20 protein-coding genes and 2 tRNA genes are annotated in these 19778 nt (G+C 69.0%); 14 read left to right on the top strand and 8 right to left on the bottom strand.

Translation table 11 applies throughout. The annotated features are described in order from the left end of the window. Nucleotides 1-46: 46 nt before the first annotated feature. Together ACFSJG_RS13165 and ACFSJG_RS13160 are read right to left on the bottom strand one after the other, a co-directional pair. A complete protein-coding gene (locus tag ACFSJG_RS13165) occupies nt 47-787 on the bottom strand; it encodes an ABC transporter permease (protein ID WP_378485658.1) in 741 nt (246 codons plus the stop codon). A gap of 61 nt (nt 788-848) precedes the next feature. Next, on the bottom strand, nt 849-2891 hold the full coding sequence (locus ACFSJG_RS13160; protein ID WP_378485657.1) for a TPM domain-containing protein: 2043 nt from the start codon (nt 2889-2891) through the stop codon (nt 849-851). Between the two features lie 94 nt (nt 2892-2985). Between ACFSJG_RS13160 and ACFSJG_RS13155 the strand changes: the two genes are divergently transcribed. Together ACFSJG_RS13155 and ACFSJG_RS13150 are read left to right on the top strand one after the other, a co-directional pair. Next, the gene (locus ACFSJG_RS13155; protein ID WP_378485656.1) at nt 2986-3663 is read left to right on the top strand and encodes a YdcF family protein; all 678 of its coding nucleotides are present in this window, start codon (nt 2986-2988) and stop codon (nt 3661-3663) included. After that, nucleotides 3660-4928 carry a deoxyguanosinetriphosphate triphosphohydrolase gene (locus ACFSJG_RS13150; protein WP_378485655.1) on the top strand — a complete coding sequence of 423 codons (1269 nt, stop codon included), beginning with the start codon at nt 3660-3662 and terminating at the stop codon, nt 4926-4928. The genes ACFSJG_RS13155 and ACFSJG_RS13150 overlap by 4 nt, the downstream gene beginning before the upstream one ends. A 5-nt stretch (nt 4929-4933) precedes the next feature. Here ACFSJG_RS13150 and ACFSJG_RS13145 read toward each other — a convergent pair whose 3' ends face one another. Further along, nucleotides 4934-6121 (bottom strand): dipeptidase, encoded by a 1188-nt coding sequence (locus tag ACFSJG_RS13145; protein ID WP_378485654.1) that lies wholly within the window; start codon nt 6119-6121, stop codon nt 4934-4936. Between the two features lie 84 nt (nt 6122-6205). Between ACFSJG_RS13145 and dnaG the strand changes: the two genes are divergently transcribed. Then, nucleotides 6206-8110 carry a DNA primase gene (dnaG, locus tag ACFSJG_RS13140; RefSeq protein WP_378485653.1) on the top strand — a complete coding sequence of 635 codons (1905 nt, stop codon included), beginning with the start codon at nt 6206-6208 and terminating at the stop codon, nt 8108-8110. 14 nt (nt 8111-8124) lie between these two features. Here dnaG and ACFSJG_RS13135 read toward each other — a convergent pair whose 3' ends face one another. After that, nucleotides 8125-8364: a hypothetical protein gene (locus ACFSJG_RS13135; RefSeq protein ID WP_378485652.1), complete on the bottom strand. Its 240-nt coding sequence runs from the start codon at nt 8362-8364 to the stop codon at nt 8125-8127. A 137-nt stretch (nt 8365-8501) separates the two neighbouring features. Between ACFSJG_RS13135 and ACFSJG_RS13130 the strand changes: the two genes are divergently transcribed. Continuing rightward, nucleotides 8502-8574 (top strand) — tRNA-Asn (locus ACFSJG_RS13130). Between the two features lie 379 nt (nt 8575-8953). Here the strand turns inward: ACFSJG_RS13130 and ACFSJG_RS13125 are convergent. Further along, nucleotides 8954-9559: a DUF4822 domain-containing protein gene (locus tag ACFSJG_RS13125; RefSeq protein ID WP_378485651.1), complete on the bottom strand. Its 606-nt coding sequence runs from the start codon at nt 9557-9559 to the stop codon at nt 8954-8956. A 141-nt stretch (nt 9560-9700) separates the two neighbouring features. Between ACFSJG_RS13125 and pip the strand changes: the two genes are divergently transcribed. The 4 genes from pip (at nt 9701) to ACFSJG_RS13105 (ending at nt 11938) form a co-directional block, all read left to right on the top strand. Then, complete coding sequence (gene pip / locus ACFSJG_RS13120; protein ID WP_378485650.1) at nt 9701-10669, top strand: prolyl aminopeptidase; 969 nt, start codon at nt 9701-9703, stop codon at nt 10667-10669. Nucleotides 10670-11083: 414 nt separating this feature from the next. Next, nucleotides 11084-11236 (top strand): hypothetical protein, encoded by a 153-nt coding sequence (locus ACFSJG_RS13115; protein ID WP_378485649.1) that lies wholly within the window; start codon nt 11084-11086, stop codon nt 11234-11236. Nucleotides 11237-11318: 82 nt separating this feature from the next. Next, nucleotides 11319-11392, top strand: a tRNA-Ile gene (locus ACFSJG_RS13110). Between the two features lie 84 nt (nt 11393-11476). Further along, complete coding sequence (locus ACFSJG_RS13105; protein ID WP_378485973.1) at nt 11477-11938, top strand: DoxX family protein; 462 nt, start codon at nt 11477-11479, stop codon at nt 11936-11938. Nucleotides 11939-12011: 73 nt separating this feature from the next. Here ACFSJG_RS13105 and ACFSJG_RS13100 read toward each other — a convergent pair whose 3' ends face one another. Beyond that, on the bottom strand, nt 12012-12953 hold the full coding sequence (locus ACFSJG_RS13100; protein ID WP_378485648.1) for a GTP-binding protein: 942 nt from the start codon (nt 12951-12953) through the stop codon (nt 12012-12014). Between the two features lie 60 nt (nt 12954-13013). On the opposite strand from ACFSJG_RS13100, the gene ykgO reads away from it, so the two are divergent. Then, nucleotides 13014-13136 (top strand): type B 50S ribosomal protein L36, encoded by a 123-nt coding sequence (ykgO, locus tag ACFSJG_RS13095; protein WP_378485647.1) that lies wholly within the window; start codon nt 13014-13016, stop codon nt 13134-13136. Nucleotides 13137-13198: 62 nt separating this feature from the next. On the opposite strand, the gene ACFSJG_RS13090 is transcribed toward ykgO, so the two are convergent. Next, on the bottom strand, nt 13199-14263 hold the full coding sequence (locus ACFSJG_RS13090) for a ParB-like protein (protein WP_378485646.1): 1065 nt from the start codon (nt 14261-14263) through the stop codon (nt 13199-13201). Nucleotides 14264-14385: 122 nt separating this feature from the next. Here ACFSJG_RS13090 and ACFSJG_RS13085 point away from each other — a divergent pair, with 122 nt between their 5' ends. From ACFSJG_RS13085 to ACFSJG_RS13065, 5 genes are all read left to right on the top strand, one after another. Next, nucleotides 14386-14904 (top strand): DinB family protein, encoded by a 519-nt coding sequence (locus ACFSJG_RS13085; RefSeq protein ID WP_378485645.1) that lies wholly within the window; start codon nt 14386-14388, stop codon nt 14902-14904. 163 nt (nt 14905-15067) lie between these two features. Then, nucleotides 15068-16195 (top strand): NDMA-dependent alcohol dehydrogenase, encoded by a 1128-nt coding sequence (locus ACFSJG_RS13080; RefSeq protein WP_378485644.1) that lies wholly within the window; start codon nt 15068-15070, stop codon nt 16193-16195. A 104-nt stretch (nt 16196-16299) separates the two neighbouring features. Further along, the gene (locus ACFSJG_RS13075) at nt 16300-17115 is read left to right on the top strand and encodes a serine hydrolase domain-containing protein (RefSeq protein ID WP_378485643.1); all 816 of its coding nucleotides are present in this window, start codon (nt 16300-16302) and stop codon (nt 17113-17115) included. A gap of 139 nt (nt 17116-17254) precedes the next feature. Then, nucleotides 17255-17773, top strand: a complete 519-nt coding sequence (locus ACFSJG_RS13070) for a DUF3145 domain-containing protein (RefSeq protein ID WP_378485642.1) — start codon at nt 17255-17257, stop codon at nt 17771-17773. 14 nt (nt 17774-17787) lie between these two features. Next, complete coding sequence (locus ACFSJG_RS13065) at nt 17788-18222, top strand: anthrone oxygenase family protein (protein WP_378485641.1); 435 nt, start codon at nt 17788-17790, stop codon at nt 18220-18222. 60 nt (nt 18223-18282) lie between these two features. Here the strand turns inward: ACFSJG_RS13065 and ACFSJG_RS13060 are convergent, their stop codons facing one another. Continuing rightward, nucleotides 18283-19716, bottom strand: coding sequence for an acyl-CoA carboxylase subunit beta (locus ACFSJG_RS13060; protein WP_378485640.1), 1434 nt, complete (start codon nt 19714-19716; stop codon nt 18283-18285). Nucleotides 19717-19778: the final 62 nt, after the last annotated feature.

Genomic DNA, 19778 nt, shown 5'->3' with positions numbered 1-19778 from the left:
TGCGCGTTTCTGGTAGCGGGAGCTACCAAAAACGCGCACAGGTGCGTCAGCGCCTGACCAGGCCTCGGGCGACGAGTTCCATCGTCGTCGCGACGCTGCACGTCTGTGCGAGCAGGAGGCCGACGAGGACGAGGATCTGCACGGCCCCGGCCTGGACCGCGGAGCCGCTGGCCAGCAGCACGCCGACGAATGCACCCGGGAGGGTGACCAGGCCGACGGTACGGGTCTGGTCCAGTCCCGGGAGCAGTGCGTCCGAGGCGGTGTCGTGGACGACGAGCATTCGTGAATCCCGTTCCTCCAGGCCGAGACTCAGCGCCGCCTCCACCTCGCCCCGGCGCTGGTCGACGGCGTCGAGGGCCCGTTTCGCGGCCAGGGACGTGGCCGTCATCGTGTTGCCGAGGACGATGCCGCCGATCGGAATCAGCGCGACCCCCTCCAGTGGGACCACTCCACTCGCCAGCATCGGCGTGAGCACCGCGGTGATCCCGACGGCCAGCGCTGCCGTCAGCCACAGTCCGGATCGGCCGGACCTCGACCGCCGCGCCGCGGTGACCGACGCGGCCACGAACATGACCACGAGGACGGCGATCGCCGACCACAGATGTCGCAGGGCAGCCGCGAGGATCAGGGACACCACGGCGAGCTGCGCGGCGCCCCGCAGGGCAGCGGACGGCACCGACAGCGCCCGGTCCAGCCCGGCGACCCGGTACACCAGCGCGGCCGCGAGGGCCATCGCCGCGCACAATGCCACCAGCGCGAACCCGGGCTCCGCCAGCGCAGTGCTCATCGCAGTGGCGTGCTCGCCGACGGCGTGACCGCGACCGGCCGATCGCCGCGACGGCCTCGCATCAGAAGCGTCCGCCGCGACTGATGCGGCCCGAACTGCCGGAGCCGCCGAACGAGCCCGGGCTGCGGCCACCGCTGTGGCCGCCACCGCCTCGGTAACCGCGACCACCGCCGCTCATGCTGCCGCGGATCATCGAATCGATGAGGATGCCGCCGAGGATCGCACCGGTGTTCCCGCCCGACGACTGCTGCGGACGACGGCTCGCCTCCCACTGCTGCACGTCGGCCTGCGCGACGTACAGTGCGCGACCGCTCAGCTCGCCCGCCGCACGGGAGTGCTGCAGCGCCTGCGCGGGATCGGACTGGCTGAGCTGACGGGCCGCGTCGAGGTGCCGCTGCGCCTCCGACAGTCGGGTGCGGGCCTCGGCTCCGACCGCACCGCGGCGGGTCGCGATGAAGTCGGACGCCGCGGTGATCTGGGCCTGCGCGGCGGTGATGTCCTGGGTCAGACGCTGCGCGGTCCGCTCCGCCTGCACCTTCGCCTCGGTCGCCGTCGCGAGCATCTCGTCGAGCACCGCGTCCGCCTTGGCGATCTCGGTGAGCGCTCCGAGTGGGTCGCTGTCACGCAGTGCCTCGGCCCGCGCGATCGCATCCTGCGCGGCCGTCCGCGCCGTCGCGAGTTCCGCGCCGCCATGTGCGGTCAGCGCGTCGGCCGAGGCGACGTCCTTGCGGGCGTCGTCGATGGCCGCGGGCAGGGTCGCCGTCGCGGCCCGGATGTTGTCGGCGGCATGGTCGATGCCGTCGAGGAGATCACGCACCTGGTCCAGTGCGGCTTCGGCCGCGCGGATCGCGACGACGGCCGGCCCCTGCTTGCCTGCCGCCCGAGCGATCGCGACGCGGCCTGCGGTGACGTTCTCGTCCGCGAACGCCAGCTGCTCGCGGGCCAGCGTGATGTTGCCCTCGACCGACGCCAATGCGGACGGGGGGAACTCGGTGCGCAACTGCGCCAGAACGGAATCCGACGCAGGCACCCGCACCGTCATCTCCACCATCCGCTGCGTGAGTGCGTCAAGCCGGGTAGGGGCGTCGATCAGCAGATCGCGCATGCCGTCGAACTCGGCGACGCGCTCGTCCAATTCCCGGTCGGCGCGGGAACAGGTGGCGATCAACTCGACCAGCATGTCCCGCCGCTGCTCCGGGGTCTCGGGGATGTCGTCGTCGAGGCGCTGCCGGATCGTGAACGCGGACGCGAGTGCCGCCTTCGCCGCGTCGAACGCGGCGGTGAAGGGCGCGGTCGTCGCGTCGCCGAACTCGCCGCGGGCCAGGTTCAGCTCCTCCTCGCTCGTGCGGATCGCGTTGTCGGTGTCGACGAGCACCTCCCGTGCCCGAGCGTCCAGGGCGGCGACGGGGACCGTCGCCACTGCGGTGGGGTCCGTCCAGTCGATGTCGGCGGGGACGGCGGCACCGCCCGTGTTCTTCTTGCGCCGCCGCGTGTACAGGACGGCTCCGCCGACGAGCACCACGACGACGCCGCCGATCACGAGGTAGGTGACGCCCGACCCGGAACCGCTCGGGGACAGCGCGTCCGACAGTCCTCCGGCCGCGGCCACGGCGGCTCCGGCCCAGTCCTCGTCCCGCAGCGCCGGCACGATGGCGTCGCTCTCGATGTCGGCGATGTCGGAGTCGGTGACATCGCCGATGCCGACGGGCACGGTGAATCTGTACTCGCGGTCACCGGTCGCGACGGACAGCAGAGCGGTCTCGCTGCCGAGACCGCTCAACTGCTCGGTCCGCGCCGCCCACGTGTCGGCGTCCATCCCGTCGAACGAGTCGACGTAGACGACCCACAGTTGCACGTGGTGCTCGTCGAAGAGGGTGTCCACCGCGTCCTGGACGTCGGCGCGCGCGTCGTCGTCGAGCACCCCCGCCGTGTCGGTGATCTGCCCCGGCAACCTGCTCGGTGCCTCCGCCGCGGCGGTGGCCGGGAGGCAGAGCAGCGCGATCGCGGCGATCGCGGCCGCGAGTGCGGCGCGGACGGAACCGCGTAGTCGGCGTGGACGACCGGTGACGAGCGGTCGTGTGGATGACTGGACCCCGGATGGCATGGCGACGAATCTATCGGGTGCCGCCGCGGTGGCGCTTGCCCTCGGCGGTGCGCCGCTGGCCGGTGCAAGTGATCGAGGCTGGCAGACTTGGGGAGTGAGTTACGCAGCTGCGCCCCCGGGGCGCGACGACAGGCTCGGCTTCGCGGGCACCCTCGCCCGCTGGACTCGGCGTGTCGTCGTCGGGGTGATCCTGATCGTGCTGCTGCTGGTCGGCGGCACCGCGGTCCGCGTGTGGCAGGTTGCCAGGATCGACGACACGCGGGCTGCCGATGCCATCGTCGTGCTCGGAGCAGCGCAGTACGCCGGTACCCCGTCGTCGGTGTTCGAGGCCCGGCTCGAACAGGCGGCGAAGCTGTTCGAGAAGGGGGTGGCCCCGACGGTCGTCACGGTCGGCGGCAAGCAGGACGGCGACCTGTACACGGAGGCGGCGTCCGGGAAGAACTACCTGATCTCGCGCGGAGTGCCGGAGGACCGGATCATCGCGGTCGAGGAGGGTTCCGACACGCTGCGCAGCATCGAGGGCGTCAACCGGGTGATGGGGGAGGCCGGCATGAGTTCGGCGGTCCTGGTCAGCGACCCGTGGCATTCGCTGCGGACCCGCACGATGGCGCGTGACGCCGGGCTCGACGCGTGGACGGCCCCGACCCGGCAGGGGCCGGCGGTGTTCACCAGGGAATCGCAGTTCCACGGAATCGCAAGGGAGACAGGTGCATTGCTCTGGTATCAGTTGACGCACTTCTCGGCGGACTTCCCCTACGACGCGGGTCAGTGACGGTGCCGGCATACACCGAGCACGACCTCGAACGGCGCATCCCCGAGGGGGCGAAGAGCGCCGGACTGCCCGGAGCGACCGCACCGCGCAGCGACTTCTCCCGGGACCGGGCCCGCGTGCAGCACAGCGCGGCACTGCGCCGGCTCGCAGACAAGACCCAGGTCGTCGGACCCCGCGACGGCGACACGCCCCGCACCCGCCTGACACATTCGATCGAGGTCGCACAGATCGGACGGGGCATCGCCGAGGGACTCGGCTGCGACCCCGATCTCGTCGACCTCGCCGGCCTCGCCCACGACATCGGACATCCCCCGTACGGACACAACGGGGAGAAGGCGCTCGACGAGGTCGCCGCCGACTGTGGAGGTTTCGAGGGCAACGCGCAGAACCTGCGCATCCTCACCAGCCTCGAACCGAAGGTCCTCGGCCACGACGGATGCAGCGTGGGCCTGAACCTGACCCGGGCCGCGCTCGACGCCGCGATCAAGTACCCGTGGACGCGGCCGTCGCCGGGCGCGAAGTTCGGTGCGTACGACGACGACGCGGACATCCTCGCGTGGGTGCGCGACGGCGCGCCGGAGCGACGCCGCTGCCTGGAGGCCCAGGTCATGGACTGGTCGGACGACGTCGCGTACTCGGTGCACGACGTCGAGGACGGCGTCATCGCCGGTCGCATCGACCTGCGTGCCCTCGCCGACCCGGCCGAACGGGCGGCACTCGCCGCGATGGGGGCCGCCGAGTTCCGGGGACTGGTCGTCGACGACCTCGTCGAGGCCGCCTTCCGGCTGTCGCGGCTACCGGTGGTCGTCGCGGTCGGCAGCTACGACGGCACGTTGGCCTCGTCGGTTGCGCTGAAGAACCTCACCAGCGAGCTCGTGGGCCGGTTCGCGACGGCCGCGGTGTCCGCGACCCGGGAGGCCGCAGGCGACGGCCCGCTCACCCGCTATGCCGCGGACCTGGAGATCCCGCCGGTCGTCGCGGCGGAGGTGGCCCTGCTCAAGACCGTTGCCCTGCGCTATGTGATGTCGGACGCCGGGCACCGCGCGAAACAGGACCGGCAGCGGGACCGGATCCACCGTGTCGCGGAATGGCTGGCGCACACGGCGCCGAGCTGCCTCGACCCGATCCTGTTGCCGTCCTGGGAGCGGGCCGTCGACGACGCCGCCCGCACACGGGTGATCGTCGACCAGATCGCCTCCTACACCGAGAGCCGCCTCGAGCGAATCGACAAGCAGAGTCTCGGCGCGCAGGCGTCCTGGGGGTAGACGTGCTAGTCGGGCAGGACCTGCGCCATGACGCGGAAGGTGTTGCCGCCCATGATCGCCCGGATTTCGTCGTCGCTGCGGCCCCGGTTGCGCAGCTCCTGCGTGATCACGGCGATCTCGCTGGTGTCCCAGGCGACGGTGGTGGCGCCGTCGTAGTCGCTGCCGAGCGCCGCGGTCTGCAGGCCGCCGACCGCGATGACGTGCTCGATCGCGTCGACCACCGCGGCCGGGGTCAGCTCGCACACCGCCGCGTCCCAGTACCCGATCCCGACGACGCCGCCGGTCGCCGCGACGCCGCGGATCTCGTCGTCGGTGAGGTTGCGGTTCACGTTGCAGGTGGCCTGCACGCCGCCGTGGCTCGCGACGACCGGCTTGGTCGCCAGCGCCAACATCTCCGCGATCGCGGTGTGGCTCGCATGCGCGATGTCGACGATGACGCCACGCCGCTCCATCTCCGCGAACGCCGCCCGGCCGAGCTCGGTCAGCCCGCCCTGCTCGACACCGTGCATCGACCCGACGGCCTCGTTGTCGAAGAAGTGCGCGAACCCGGCCATCCGCATGCCCGCGTCGTACAGTGCGTCGAAGTTCTCGATGTTGCCCTCGAGGTTCTGCAACCCCTCGACGGAGAACAGTGCGCCCGTCACGTCCTTCCCGGCCTCGCGGTCCGCGAGCAGGGTGTCGAGGTCGCCTCGGGTGCGAATGACCCGCAGTGTGCCGTCGGAGTCCGCGGCCGCCTTCTCCAGCTTCTCCGCGTGGTACAGCGACCGCTGCAGCAGCGACCCCCACGTGCGCGGCGGCTGCAGCTGCGCGAACGTGAGAAGAGCGATGTTGTCGGAGTCGGCGGTGTTGGCGTCGTAGTTCTGGCCCTTCGGCGACTTCGACACCGACGAGAACACCTGGAGCGCGACGTTTCCGTCCTGCAGGCGCGGCAGGTCCATGTGGCCGCGGGCGGATCGAACGAGCAGATCGCGGTTCCACATCAGCGTGTCGGAGTGCATGTCCGCGATCAGCAGGCTCTCGTGCAACGCCCGCGCCTCGGGGGTGACCTCCGGCAGGTCGGTGTCCACCACCTTGTTCTGCGCCCGCTCGACGATGCCGGGTGCCAGCGCGAAGAACGCGAGGGCGCCGATGGGGACCAGAACGGCGACACCGATGGCGGCGCGGCGCAGCCGGCGGCGTGATGTGGACGACATGGCGGAATCGTAGACGCCGCCATGTCGGCGGATCGGCGGCGATGCGCCGGGGTCGCCGCCGCGCGCAGCACCTACACTGTCGACGTGGCCGGCCGAATTCCTGAACGTGACATCGCGGCCATTCGGGAGCGCACTCGTATCGAGGACATCGTCGGCGAGTACGTCGCGCTCAAGAACAGCGGCGGCGACTCGATGAAGGGCCTGTGCCCGTTCCACGACGAGAAGTCGCCGTCGTTCCACGCCCGCCCCAACCACGGCACCTTCCACTGCTTCGGCTGCGGAGAGGGTGGAGACGTGTACTCGTTCCTGCAGAAGATCGAGCACATCTCCTTCGTCGAGGCGGTCGAACAACTCGCCGACCGGCTGAACTACACGATCTCCTACGAGGGCGGCGGGACGTCCGTCCAGCGCGACCGCGGCACCCGCGCGCGGCTCGTCGCCGCGAACGCCGCGGCGCAGAAGTTCTACGCGGCCCGGCTACGGGAGTCGGACGCGCAGACCGCCCGCGACTACCTCACCGAACGCAACTTCGACGGCCAGGCCGCGCTGACGTTCGGCTGCGGCTACGCCCCCGACGGCTGGGACACCCTGACCAAGCACCTGATGACGCAGGGTTTCGAGGCGAAGGAGATCATCGACGCCGGCCTCGCGACGCCCGGCAAACGCGGCACACCGATCGACCGGTTCCGCCGCCGCCTGGTGTGGCCCATCCGCAACCTCGGCGGAGACGTCATCGGGTTCGGTGCACGCAAACTGTTCGACGACGACACCATGCCGGGCAAGTACATCAACACCCCGGAAACCATGTTGTACAAGAAGTCCCAGGTGCTGTTCGGACTCGACCTGGCCAAACGTGACATCGCGAAGGGTCACCAGGCAGTCGTCGTCGAGGGCTACACCGACGTGATGGCGATGCACCTGGCCGGTGTCACCACCGCCGTCGCGGCCTGCGGTACCGCGTTCGGTGACGACCATCTGGCGTTGCTGCGGCGCCTGCTCATGGACGACAGCTACTTCCGCGGCGAGGTGATCTACACCTTCGACGGGGACGCGGCCGGGCAGGCGGCGGCGATGAAGGCGTTCGAGGGCGACCAGAAGATGGCGGGCCAGACGTACGTCGCCATCGCCCCGGACGGCATGGACCCGTGCGAGCTGCGTCAGGAGTCCGGCGACGCCGCCGTCCGCGACCTCGTCGCGCGTCGGGTGCCGCTGTTCCGCTTCGTCGTCAAATCGGTGCTGTCCGAACACGATCTGGAAACCGCGGAGGGTCGGGTCGACGCGTTGCGCCGCACCGTCCCGGTGGTCGCCCGGATCAAGGACACTGCCCTGCGGGAGGACTACGCGCGGCAACTCGCCGGCTGGGTCGGCTGGGACGACATCAACTCCGTCGTGCGGCGCGTGCGTGACGAGGCGCGCCGCGGCGGACCGCGTGGCGGGAAGACACAGCAGCCGAGCAGGTTTCGCGAGGAGCCGCAGGCCCCGTCCGCTCCGGCAGGCCCACCCCGCCCGAACCCGCGGGACCCGGCACTGTGGCCGCAGCGGGACGCGCTGAAGGCGGGACTGCAGTACCCGGAGGTCGCCGGCTCGGTGTTCGACTCGTTGCCGCCGGAGACGTTCACCCATCCCGCGTACGCGCTCGTGCGGCAGGCTATGGCCGATGCCGGTGGGACCGCCGCGGGACTCGGCGGCGCCGAGTGGATGGACGCGGTCGCGAAACTGTCCGACCCGCTGCAGTCGCTCGTCACGGAGCTCGCGGTCGAGCCGATCCGAGCCGCGGACGTCCCCGCCTACATCCCGAAGGTCCTCGCCCGGTTGCAGGAGGTGTGGGTCGGTCAGCAGGTCGCCGACCTCAAGTCGCGCCTGCAGCGCATGTCACAGGCCGACCAGCCGGATGAGTACATGTCGCTGTTCGGCGATCTCGTCGCGCTCGAGCAGTACCGCCGCAGCCTCCTGGAACAGGCCGTCGGCGACAACACCGAGGAGTACTGAGGCCCGGCCCGCGCCTACAGGCGGTCGCGGGGGACGTAGAGCTGGGTGTTCTCGTCGATCGGCTTGAGGGGTTCGAGCTTGGGTGTCGGATCCAGGCTGTCCGCGAGCTTGCGGCGGCCGACGTCGATGGCCTTCTTCGTGGCGGGGCTCTCCACGATCGCCTTCGTGGTCCGGGTGATCTGTTCGTAGCGAGCGCGCCCGGCTTTCGTGCCGAGCACGTACCCCGCCGCGATCCCGATCAGCAAGCGCAACATGTACTGCTTTCCCTCCTGTCGAACGGCCTCCCACAGTCTGCCTGACGAGCCCACTGGCAGGCGATTTGGTACCGGGGTGGGTCTATGGGTTAAAGTCTGTTCCGCAGCCAAGCGCAAGCGAGAGCTGCCGAAGATAATCCCCTGTAGCTCAATTGGCAGAGCTTCCGACTGTTAATCGGACGGTTGCTGGTTCGAGTCCAGCCGGGGGAGCTTCGAAAGGCCTTTCACCTGTAGCAATGCAGGTGAAAGGCCTTTTTTCGTTTCAGGGACGACTACGCACTGTTGTCACAACCGATCCCACACTTCGTCGCAGCGGCCGCGAGCCGACGGCACACGTCGGCGACATCGGCAACATGAAGGTCTCCTGAGTCGCGGCTCGCTTGTTCAAGTGGTCGACATGTTCACCGTGCGGCGTGCCACCACCAACGGCCCCAATCAAGGTCGGGCTGCCGGAGCGTTCGCGCTCGCAATCCGACCACGAACGCCTCCACTCCTGTGTCGGAGTGGAGGCGTTTCGTCGTAGCTTACGAGCCCTTGCGGGCTCGGCCCGGCACGCCGGGACGGTCTCGCTCGTACACGTCTGTTCGGGTCAGTGGCTGTTGCCGTTGTTGAAGTGATAGTCGGCGCTGCCGTTGCCGTACAGGCTGCCGTTCGCGCCGGGGCCGCGGCCGTCGGTGCCGGGCTCGACGTGGTTGGTCTTGGTGTGCACGATGTCGTAGTAGACGCTCGTGTCGGCTGCGTTCGGGAAGATGCGGTAGGTGAAGACGTTCTTGTCGAGCTGGGTGATCGGGACGACACGCTCGAAGAGAACCTGGCCGGCGTCGTTCTTCGCGTTGATCCAGCGCTCGGAGCCGTCGGGGGTGACGGTCCAGTCGCCGTGCAGCTTGGGGCTGTCGTCGAGGTTGTACATCGTGTAGGTGCCGTCTGCCTTGAAGTAGGCCCAGCCAACGAAGTTCGAGACGGCCGGGTTGTCGAGGGCGACGCGGTTGCCGTCCTGGTCGAGGGCGCTGGTGGTCTTCCACGGGGTCGAGGCGAGTACGTCCGAGGGGGTCTGCGCGACGTCGGATGAGCCGACGTACGCCGGCGCTGCGAGTACGGCGGCAGCGGCGGTGGTCGGGGCGATCGCGAGTGCGGCGAGCACGAGGGTCGAGGCGGCGACAGCGGCACGGCGAGAGATCGGCGCGATGTTGTTCATGTCCTCGACGCTACGAATCGGGCCCAGGGGTCCACATCATCCGATTGGCTATTTGCTCGGCCACCGAACGGATGATCCGGAGGTGGATACCTGGACGCGAGGCGAGCGACGCGAGCACTGCCGGCCTGCAAGACTTGCGCCGTGACCGGCCTTCACCCATCCGTCGAACCGTACGAATCCGGTCATCTGGATGTCACCGACGGGAACTCCCTGTACTGGGAGACCGTCGGAACGCCCACCGGCCTTCCTCTCGTCTACCTGCACGGCGGACCCGGCTCGGGCTGCACCCTGGGCGCGCGGAGATTCTTCGACCCGCAGGTGTTCCGCGCGGTGCTGTTCGATCAGCGGGGGTGCGGTCGCAGCCACCCGCGGGCGGACGACCCCACGACCGACCTGTCGGCGAACACGACCGATCATCTGATCGCGGACATCGATCGACTCCGGGAACATCTCGGGATCGACAGGTGGGTTGTGGCCGGACTGTCGTGGGGAGTGACACTCGGACTGGCCTACGCGCAGGCGCACCCCGATCGGGTGCTCGCAATGGCGCTGGGAGCCGTCACGGCCGGCACCCGGAAGGAGGTCGAGTGGGTCACGCGTGACATGCGGCGCGTCTTCCCGCGTGAATGGGAGCGGTTCATCGAACCGGTGCCCGAGAACGAACGTGAGGGGAACATCGCCGCCGCGTACGCGCGCCTGCTCGCCGACACGGATCAGGGGGTACGTGAGCTGGCCGCTCGGCGGTGGTGCGAGTGGGAAGACGTCCACGTCTCGCTGATGCCCGGCTGGACGGCCCGCGCGAGCTATCAGGACCCGTCGTTCCGAATGATGTTCGCGCGAATGGTCACCCACTACTGGGGCAACGACTGCTTCCTCGTCGACGGCCAGATCCACGACCGGATGGACAGGCTGGCCGACGTACCCGCCGTCCTCGTTCACGGCAGGTACGACGTCTCCGGCCCGCTCGACACCGCCTGGGGCCTGCATCGCCGGTGGAAGGGGAGCACTCTCGTCGTCGTCGACGACGCCGGGCACGGCGGTGGCAGCTTCGGCGATCGGTTTGCAGATGAGATCAGCGCCATCGCTGAATTGGACATCCCTCGGGCGTGACACCTACTGCCGACAGGTGAGTCCGGCCCAGCAGGTCGGTACACGCAGCGGCGAGCAGCCTGTGTGCGGTCGGATGCGCTTCCGGGTCGACTTCAGCAGGTCCACGTAAGTGCCTGACAGCGACGCCGATTCGCCAGGCTCCGACGAGCGCGCTTCACACATCTGGGACGTCACCTGTTCACTCGCGTGAATTGCTCTGGAGGCATCGCCGTCCCGGACGCGTCGGGAATGCTGCCGGCTCCTCGATGCTCGAGCACCCCCGAGCCTGAATCCGCGATCCGACGCGCAGGTCCCCGACCTGTGTACGCAGGTCGGGGACCCGTTGTCGTCGCGGTGACCGAGGTCGGGACCTTCGGCCCTGTTTCTGCCGCGTCGAAGGTGGAACCCTCGCATTGTCGAGGAAAGGCGATGGAAATGAGGCAGAACTCGCGAACTCCGGCGAGTACCCACCTGTTGGCACCGCGCGACGCCGATGAGCACGTCGCGCGCACACAGTTCGTCCTGGCGATGCTCATCGCGCTGTCCGTGGTGGCCGCAGGCGTCCTTCTGCTCCTGGCGTTGAGCTGACCGACCGCCGGTGTCGGCGCCGACGGCGATGGCCGGTAGCATTCCCGTGCGCCCGCATCGATTTCCGGATCCGCGGGCGGACGGGGCGGTAGCTCAGTCGGTTAGAGCCGTGGACTCATAATCCATTGGTCGCGGGTTCGAGCCCCGCCCGCCCCACCGTTTCCCGCTGCGATCGCGGCGCAAGGCTGACACCCCACAGCTTAGGTAAGGCATGCTTAACTCCGTCGAGTGACAACAACTCTGCGCACCTGGCTGACAAACAGCAGCGACTACGTGATCGCGACGTTCCGGATCGTCATCGGATTCCTCTTCCTGTGCCATGGCACCACGAGCCTGTGGGCCTGGCCTGCCGAGCCGTACGGCGGCAACACGGCCGAGCTCGGCGCCTGGCCCGGTTGGTGGGGCGCCGTCATCCAGGTCGTCTGCGGTGCGGCCCTGGTCGTCGGGTTCGGCACCCGCCTGGCCGCGTTCCTCGGGTCGGGTTCGATGGCCTACGCATACTTCTGGAGCCACCAGGCCGACGGCGCGCTCCCCATCCAGAACGACGGCGAGTCCGCGGCCCTCTTCTGCTGGGCGATGTTCGTGCTCATCTTCATCGGTTCGGGAGCCCTGTCGGTCGACCGGATTCTCGAGCGGCGCCGCAGACCGGCCGCCGAGTCCGCGCCGTCGCCGTCCGGAGACGTGGAACTCGTCGACGCCTGAGTTCGTCACCCTCTGATCCGTAGGGGCGCCGCCAACGATGTCGGCGCCCCTTCTTCGTGTCCGGGCCCGGTCGTCACTCGTCCCATCGTGGAAGTGGATCCGGCCATCGCGTCCACGATTCGGCGCCCGCGAGCAACTCGTCGTCGTCGAGGACGCAGGCGTCGAGTTCGGTGGTGAGCCGAGCGACGTCGAGATCGACGCCCGTGAATGCGATGTCCTGCCCGATGGTGAGCGGCTCCCCGTCGGAGTGGTCGTGTCGGAGGAGTGAGAACGTCATCGCGGTTCCGCACTGGTCCCACAGCGCGACCTCGTCGGGCCGGCTGGAGATCGTGAAGAAGCCGGCGGACCGGACGATGCGACCGCCTCCGTCGGAGTCGTCCGAGAACAGTTCCGCGAGCCTGCCCGGGTGAAATGGGCGCACATTCTCGTAGCGGAACGTCGCCACCCGGTCGTGAACCGTTCGGGGCGTGAAGGTTCCGCTCAACACGTGCATCCAGCCGGCGTTCGCCATCACCGCCGACGCGATGTCCCGATGGCGGCCGTCGTCGACTCCGATGGACGAATCGGAGCCGAGCAGCACAAGGGAGGCACTCGGATTCAGATGGCCCAGTAGAGCGACGAGCAGTGTGACCGATTCGGTGTCGAGGGCGCGCCACTCGGTGAGGACCACGGTGGTCGCGTGCTCGATCTGTGCGGCGACCGTGACCGCGGACGCGGTTCCGGGTGACCGGCCGGTCAGGGCGTGCCAGGTCGATTCGGTGTCGAGGGTCGTGACGACGGATGCAAGTGCGATCGGGTCGTCGGAACTCAGGCGGGCAGTCGTGAAATCGGTGAGGACGTGGCGTGGACACGCATCCGATGGGCATCGAAGCAACGTGTCGTCGTGGAACTGGTCCAGGCGATCGATCGCATCGGCGAAAGGGGTGGGTGCGCCGATCCCGGCTCGGACGACCGCGGCGTCGAATGCGTCTGTCGCCTCGGTCTGGATGAAGTGCAGGTGTGCGCGGGCTGTCATCGGGTGTCCTTGTCTTCGCGGTGTATCGTGAACGATAACCGTTATCGATAAGGAGATGAAGTGAAGGTTCGCAACTCGTTGAAGGCACTGAAGGCGCAGCCGGGGTCGCAGGTGGTGCGCCGCCGTGGCCGGGTGTTCGTGATCAACAAGAAGAACCCGCGCATGAAGGCGCGGCAGGGCTGAACGACGGCAAGTCGCGGAAGGGAGGGGATGCGCGCGCAACGCGAGCATCCCCTCCCCTCGTGTCACAGGCCGTGAGACGCCTTGTACTCCAGCGCGTACCCGATCTTGCCCGGCTTGGCATCCGAGTACGGCTTGGACAGCTTCGCGAACTCACCCTTGTCCGCGGCCTTTCCGTCGTTCCACGCCGCGAGCACGCCGAGTTGTGACGCGGTGAAACCGGCCGTCACCACCGAGTCGGTGGGCAGCGCGGTCTGTGCCCGGGTGACCCGGTCCACGGCGGCGAGATAGCTCGCGGAGTCGTTGTTGTCCCACCCGGCGACACCGCCCGCGCCGCCGCCGCGCAGCCAGTCGCCCCAGTAGAACTCCTGGAACGGGATGGTGCCCGCGGTGTAGCCGATGTCGCGGCCGAAGTACATGAGGCTCCGGTACGGATCGTCGGCGAAGTTCGCCAGCCCCACACCCTGGGGGAGTGCGGCATACGCGACCTCGTTGCCGTTGACGTCGTGGTTCCACACCCATCGGTTCGCCTGCATCTGCGCCCAGAAGTCGGGGATGCTCAGGGTCGACAGGTTGCCGAGCACCCGCAGGCGCACGTGCACGTCGGGGCCCTCCACCTCCTGGAACGAGGTCAACGTGTGGTGGCCGTCGGTCAGGTACAGCAGGCCGCCCGGGCCGACCACGACGGTCTTCATCGGCGCGATGGTCTCGGGGGTTTCCTGACCCACCGCGACCTCGCAGGTGAAGGACGCCGGATCGCTCAGGCGCGCCTCCGGATTCGCGGCGATCGCGGTGCCCTGGCCGTTCGCCTCGCACCAGTCCTCGAACTTCTTGTTGATCTCGTCCTTGCCCAGTGTGTAGCGACCGAGCTTGTAGTACACCTCGTCGTACCCCAGGGACGGCTGCGTCGTCCGGACGTCACCGATCCGGACGTCGAGCAGATCGCCCTCCTGTGCGCACAGGTACGGGGAATCGGTCGACCCGCCGGCGGATCCGGTGGCGAGGAGAGTGGTGAGGCCGCCGGTCGTGGTGCAGGGTGCGGTCGGAGAAGCGGCGGCGGTGCCCACGGTGACACCGGTGAGGGCGAGCGCGGCGGCGCCGAGGGCCGCGACGCGCGAGGCGAGGGACATGGGTGGTGATCTCCTGTCGTTGGGCATTGGCCGGGCCACCGTCGCGGACGCCGGTGAGCGTCGGGTGGCCGCCATGCGACGGTTGTCCGGACGATGGGTGAACGCGCGGCTAGGGTGGCGGCATGGCGATCACCCCGGATTCGAAGAACTGGACCTGGGTGGTGGAAAAGCCGTGCCCCGAATGCGGATTCGATCCCTCGGAGGTCGAGTTCGAGCGGATTCCCGATCGGGTCCGGGCGAACGCGGCGCGGTGGCCCGTGGTGCTCGCCCGGCCCGACGTCGCGGCGCGGCCCGACGACCGGACCTGGTCCGCGCTGGAGTACGGCGCCCACGTGCGCGACGTGTTCCGGATCTTCCGCACGCGGCTCGACCTGATGTTGTCCGAGTCGGACCCGACCTTCGCGAACTGGGACCAGGACGAGACCGCGATCGCGGAGAACTACCGCGCCCAGGACCCGACGACGGTCGCGGCGGATCTGGTCGCGGCGGCCGAGGCGATCGCGGCCGCCTTCGCGGCCGTGCCGGACTCGGCTCGGAGCCGGCGCGGATTGCGCAGTGACGGGTCCGCTTTCACCGTCCGAACCCTCGCCGTGTACTTCCTCCACGACCCGGTCCATCACCTTCATGACGTGCGGGGCTGACAATCGCAACGCGATGACCTGGTAAAACGTAACTACGTTAGACCCTGTTACGAAACTCTTCTAGAACGTGTTCCAAATTGGGGACTTTCCGGCTATGGTGGGCCCTTGTGATCGCCGTCACCTCGATCACCTGTAGCTGCTGTGGACGAAAGGCCGGAACAAGATGAAGACAAAAGGCGCGCTCCTGTGGGGACTGAACGAGCCGTTCTCGGTCGAGGAGATCGAGCTCGGTGACCCTCGTGAGGGCGAGGTCCAGATCCGCATGGAGGCGGCCGGAATGTGCCACTCCGACTACCACATCGTCACCGGCGCCACCCCGATGCCGTCCTTCCCGGTGCTCGCCGGGCACGAGGGCGCGGGCGTCGTCACCAAGGTCGGCCCGAACGTCAAGCGTCTCAAGGAAGGCGACCACGTCGTCCTGTCGTTCATTCCGGCCTGTGGCACCTGCGACCCGTGCCGAAAGGGTCAGTCGAACCTCTGCGATCTGGGCATGGGCCTGCTCACCGGACAGTCCATCTCCGACGGCTCGTACCGCGTTCAGGCTCGCGGCCAGAACGTCATCCCGATGTCGCTGCTCGGGACCTTCTCGCCGTACATGACCGTGCACGAGTTCTCCGCGGTGAAGATCGACGAAGCCATCCCGTTCGACGTCGCCGCCCTCGTCGGTTGCGGTGCAACCACCGGCTGGGGTTCGGCCACCCGCGTCGCGCAGGTGAGCCCGGGCGACACCGTCGCGATCGTCGGCGTCGGCGGCGTCGGCATGTCGGCTCTCCAGGGCGCGGTCGTCTCGGGTGCGCGCAACATCATCGCCATCGACCCCGTCGCGTTCAAGCGCGAGCAGGCACTCAAGTTCGGTGCGACCCACGCCTACGCCAGCCTCGAAGAGGCCATCGTCCCGGTCATGGAACTGACCTGGGGCAAGATGTGCGACAAGGTCATCCTCACCATGGGTGAGATGGACGGCGCGATGATCGATCCCGCGCTGACCCTGACCGCCAAGGCCGGAACCTGCGTCGTCACCTCCATGGGCAAGATGTCCGACATGGACGTGAAGATGAATCTCTTCCTCTTCGCGATGCTGCAGAAGACGCTCAAGGGCAACGTCTTCGGTGGGGCCAACCCGCAGACCGAGATCCCGATGCTCCTCGACCTGTACAAGTCGGGTCAGCTGAACCTGCAGGACATGATCTCCAACACCTACAGCCTCGAGCAGATCAACGAGGGCTACCAGGACATGCTGGACGGCAAGAACCTGCGCGGCGTCATCAAGTACACCGACGCCGATCGCTAGATCGCACACGGCACACCGGCGCCGGGTCGCTCCCAGGAGCGGCCCGGCGCCGTCGTGTCCGGCGTGCGCCGCAGCAGGATTCGGCGACCTCGTACGCTGACGGGATGCACGCACTCGACGCACTCGACACCTGGCCGGTCGACCACGCCGCCGCGGCCGTCATCGGCGCCGACGGCGCCCTCGCGACGGCAGGCGACCAGGATCGCGTGTTCGAGCTGGCGTCGGTGACCAAGTTGCTCGTCGCCTACGGAGTGCTCGTAGCGGTGGAGGAGGGTGCCGTCGACCTCGACACGCCTGCGGGGCCACCCGGCGCCACGGTCCGGCACCTGCTCGCGCACGCCTCGGGGCTCGCATTCGGTGATCGCACCGTGGCGGCGGAACCGGGCGCCAAGCGGATCTACTCGAGCGCAGGGTTCGAGGTGCTCGCCGAACTCGTCGCGTCGGAGAGCGGGATCGCCTTCCCCGACTACCTGCGTGAGGCGGTGTTCGAGCCGCTCGGCATGACCGGGGCCGAACTGTCCGGGCCGGCCGGTCACGGTGCGCGCGCGTCGACCGCGGACCTGACGCGGTTCGCCGCCGAGTTGCTGCGGCCGACGTTGCTCTCCGCGCACACCGTCGCCGAGGCGACGACGGTGCAGTACCCCGGTCTGCGAGGGCTACTGCCCGGCTACGGGGTGCAGCGGCCCAACGACTGGGGGCTCGGCTTCGAGATCCGGGACGGCAAGTCGCCGCACTGGACGGGGCTCACGAACGCCCCGTCGACCTTCGGGCACTTCGGGCAGGCGGGGACGTTCCTCTGGGTCGATCCGACCCGTGACCTGTCCTGCGTCGCCCTCGCCGATCGCGCATTCGGGGACTGGGCGAAGGACGCGTGGCCACCGCTGAGTGACGCCGTCGTCGCGGAATTCGCTCCTCGCTGATTCGTCCCGCTCACAACGAAACTCTCGTTCAACTGGCGCACCACCGGTAACAGGGGGCACACTGTTATCGCGCCGTTGCTCCGCTGCGACGACAGAGGCCGTTGGGGAAGACGACCCTCGTCGACGCTGGAGGTGCCCCGTGCGCGAATTGGATCAGTTCGCCGACGTGACGACCGGTGTGCTTCACGTGCACTCGTCGCCCGCGGCTCTGTGCCCGCACATCGAGTGGGCCCTTGCGGCCACACTCGACTCCCAGGCGAACCTCAAGTGGACCTCCCAACCCGCCTCGTCGGGCCTGCTGCGTGCCACGACGGACTGGATGGGTCCGATCGGCACGGGGGCGCGCCTCGTCAATGCGCTCCGGGCGTGGCCGATGCTCCGCTTCGAGGTGACCGAGGACGCCAGCGAGGGAGTGGACGGTGAGCGCTTCGCACATGCGCCGGGACTCGGCCTGTGGCACGGCGCGATGAGCGCGAACGGCGACGTCATCGTCGGTGAGATGCGACTGCGCACCCTGCTCGCGGAGCACGGTGGGTCCGGCTCGCTCGCACGCGAACTCGAGTTCGCACTCGGTTCCGCCTGGGACGAGGAACTCGAGCCGTACCGGAGCGGCGGTGAAGGCGCCGAGGTGACCTGGCTGCGGCGCAACGTCGGGTAGGCCACGATGAGTCCATGATGGTTCTCGGACTCGTCACGCTCGTCCTTCACGGCACGCTCGCCGGGCTGTATTACGCGTTCTCGATGTCGGTGATGCCGGGACTTCGGGCGGTCGACGCGACCGCGGCCGGAGAGGCGATGCGCGGCATCAATCGAAAGATCCAGACGCCGTGGCTGTTCGTGCCGTTTCTCGGTGCCCCGGTCGCGGCGCTCGTCGCGGGATTCCTGGCATCGGACCCGGCGGCGCCCTGGTACTTCGCCGCGGCAGGCGTCAACCTCGTCGGATCGCTCGTCGTCACCGCCTCGATCAACGTGCCGCTCAACAATGCACTCGACGCCGGACGAATCACCTTCGGTGACTACGCTCCACGCTGGACGGCCTTCAACACGGTGCGTGCGGTCGCGACGGTGGCCTCGCTCGTTCTGGTCGGGGTGGCGCTCACGAGGTGAGAACGCAAACGAGGGTGCGCCCCGGTGGGCACACCCTCGATCGCCTCGGAATCCGCCGTCCTACAGCGGAATGTTCTTGTGCCGTCCACGGCGCGCAGGCGCGGCCGCCAGGGCGGCCGTGAGCATGCTGCGGGTCTGCGCAGGCTCGATCAGTTCGTCGACGACGCCGATCGCGATCGCGCGTCCGACACCGCCCGCGATCGCCTCGTGCTCGGCGGCGAGGCGGTCGTGCAGCGCCTCGCGCTCCTCCTCCGGCGCGGCGGCGAGCGCGCGCTTGTGGAGGATCCCGACAGCGGCCTTGGCACCCATGACGGCGACCTCGGCCTCCGGCCAGGCGTACACCTTGGTTGCACCGAGCGCACGCGAGTTCATGGCGATGTAGGCGCCGCCGTAGATCTTTCGCGTCACCAGCGTGACGCGGGGAACGGTGGCCTCCGCGAACGCGTGCAGCAGCTTGGCGCCGCGCCGGACGACACCCTCCCATTCCTGGCTGACGCCGGGGAGGTAGCCAGGGACGTCGACGATGACGACCAGCGGAATGCCGAACGCGTCGCACAGGCGCACGAAGCGGGCGGCCTTCTCGGCGCTCTCCGAGTTCAGGCAGCCGCCGAGGCGCAGCGGATTGTTCGCGATCACGCCGACGGTGCGGCCGCCCATCCGGCCGATGCCGGTGACGATGCTGCGGGCCCAGTTGCCCTGCAACTCTTCGAGGGTGGACTCGCCGTCGACGTTGTCGAGCAGCTCGTGGACGATCGGCCGCACGTCGTAGGCGCGCTTGGCCGACTCGGGCATCAGCGCCCGCAGGTCGGTGTCGCCGCGACGGGCCGCGTTCTGGTCGAACTCGCCCTGGTCGGCGATCATCGACACGAGCCGGCGGGCGCGGTGCAGGGCGTCGAGTTCGTCGCGCGCCGCGATGTGTGCGACACCCGACTTCTTGGTGTGTGTCGCCGGTCCGCCGAGGGACTCCATGTCCACTTGCTCGCCGGTCACCGAACGCACGACGTCGGGACCGGTGACGAACACGCGACCTTCGGGCGCCATGATCACGACGTCCGTCAGCGCCGGACCGTAGGCTGCGCCGCCCGCGGCGAAGCCGAGGACGACGGAAATCTGGGGGACGAGGCCGGACGCGCGGACCATGGCCTCGAACACGAGGCCGACGGCGTGCAGGGCTTGGACGCCCTCCGCCAGGCGGGCCCCGCCCGAGTGCCAGATTCCGACGACGGGGACCTGCTCTTCGATCGCGGTGTCGATCGCCGCGACGATGTGCTTGCAGCCTTCCACGCCCATCGCGCCGCCCATGACGGTGGCGTCGGAGCAGTAGGCGACGGTGCGGACGCCGTCGATCTCACCGGACGCGGCCAGCACACCCGACTTGTCGCGGGGGTGGAGCGTGACGGTGGTGCCGGCGTCGAACAGCTTCTCGAGCCGGGCCAGGGGATCGCGGGGGTCGAGCTGCGAATCGGATCTGGTGATCGGATCAAGAATGGTCATCGCCGGTCCTCCTTCAATGCGAGCCGCTGACTGCGGAGTGGGTGGTGAGGGGCCCGGTGGAT

This window comes from Rhodococcus gannanensis, assembly GCF_042681175.1.
GTDB lineage: Bacteria > Actinomycetota > Actinomycetes > Mycobacteriales > Mycobacteriaceae > Rhodococcus_G > Rhodococcus_G gannanensis.
Note: the sequence above shows the minus strand (reverse complement) of the source record. Positions and strands in the feature narration are given on the sequence as shown.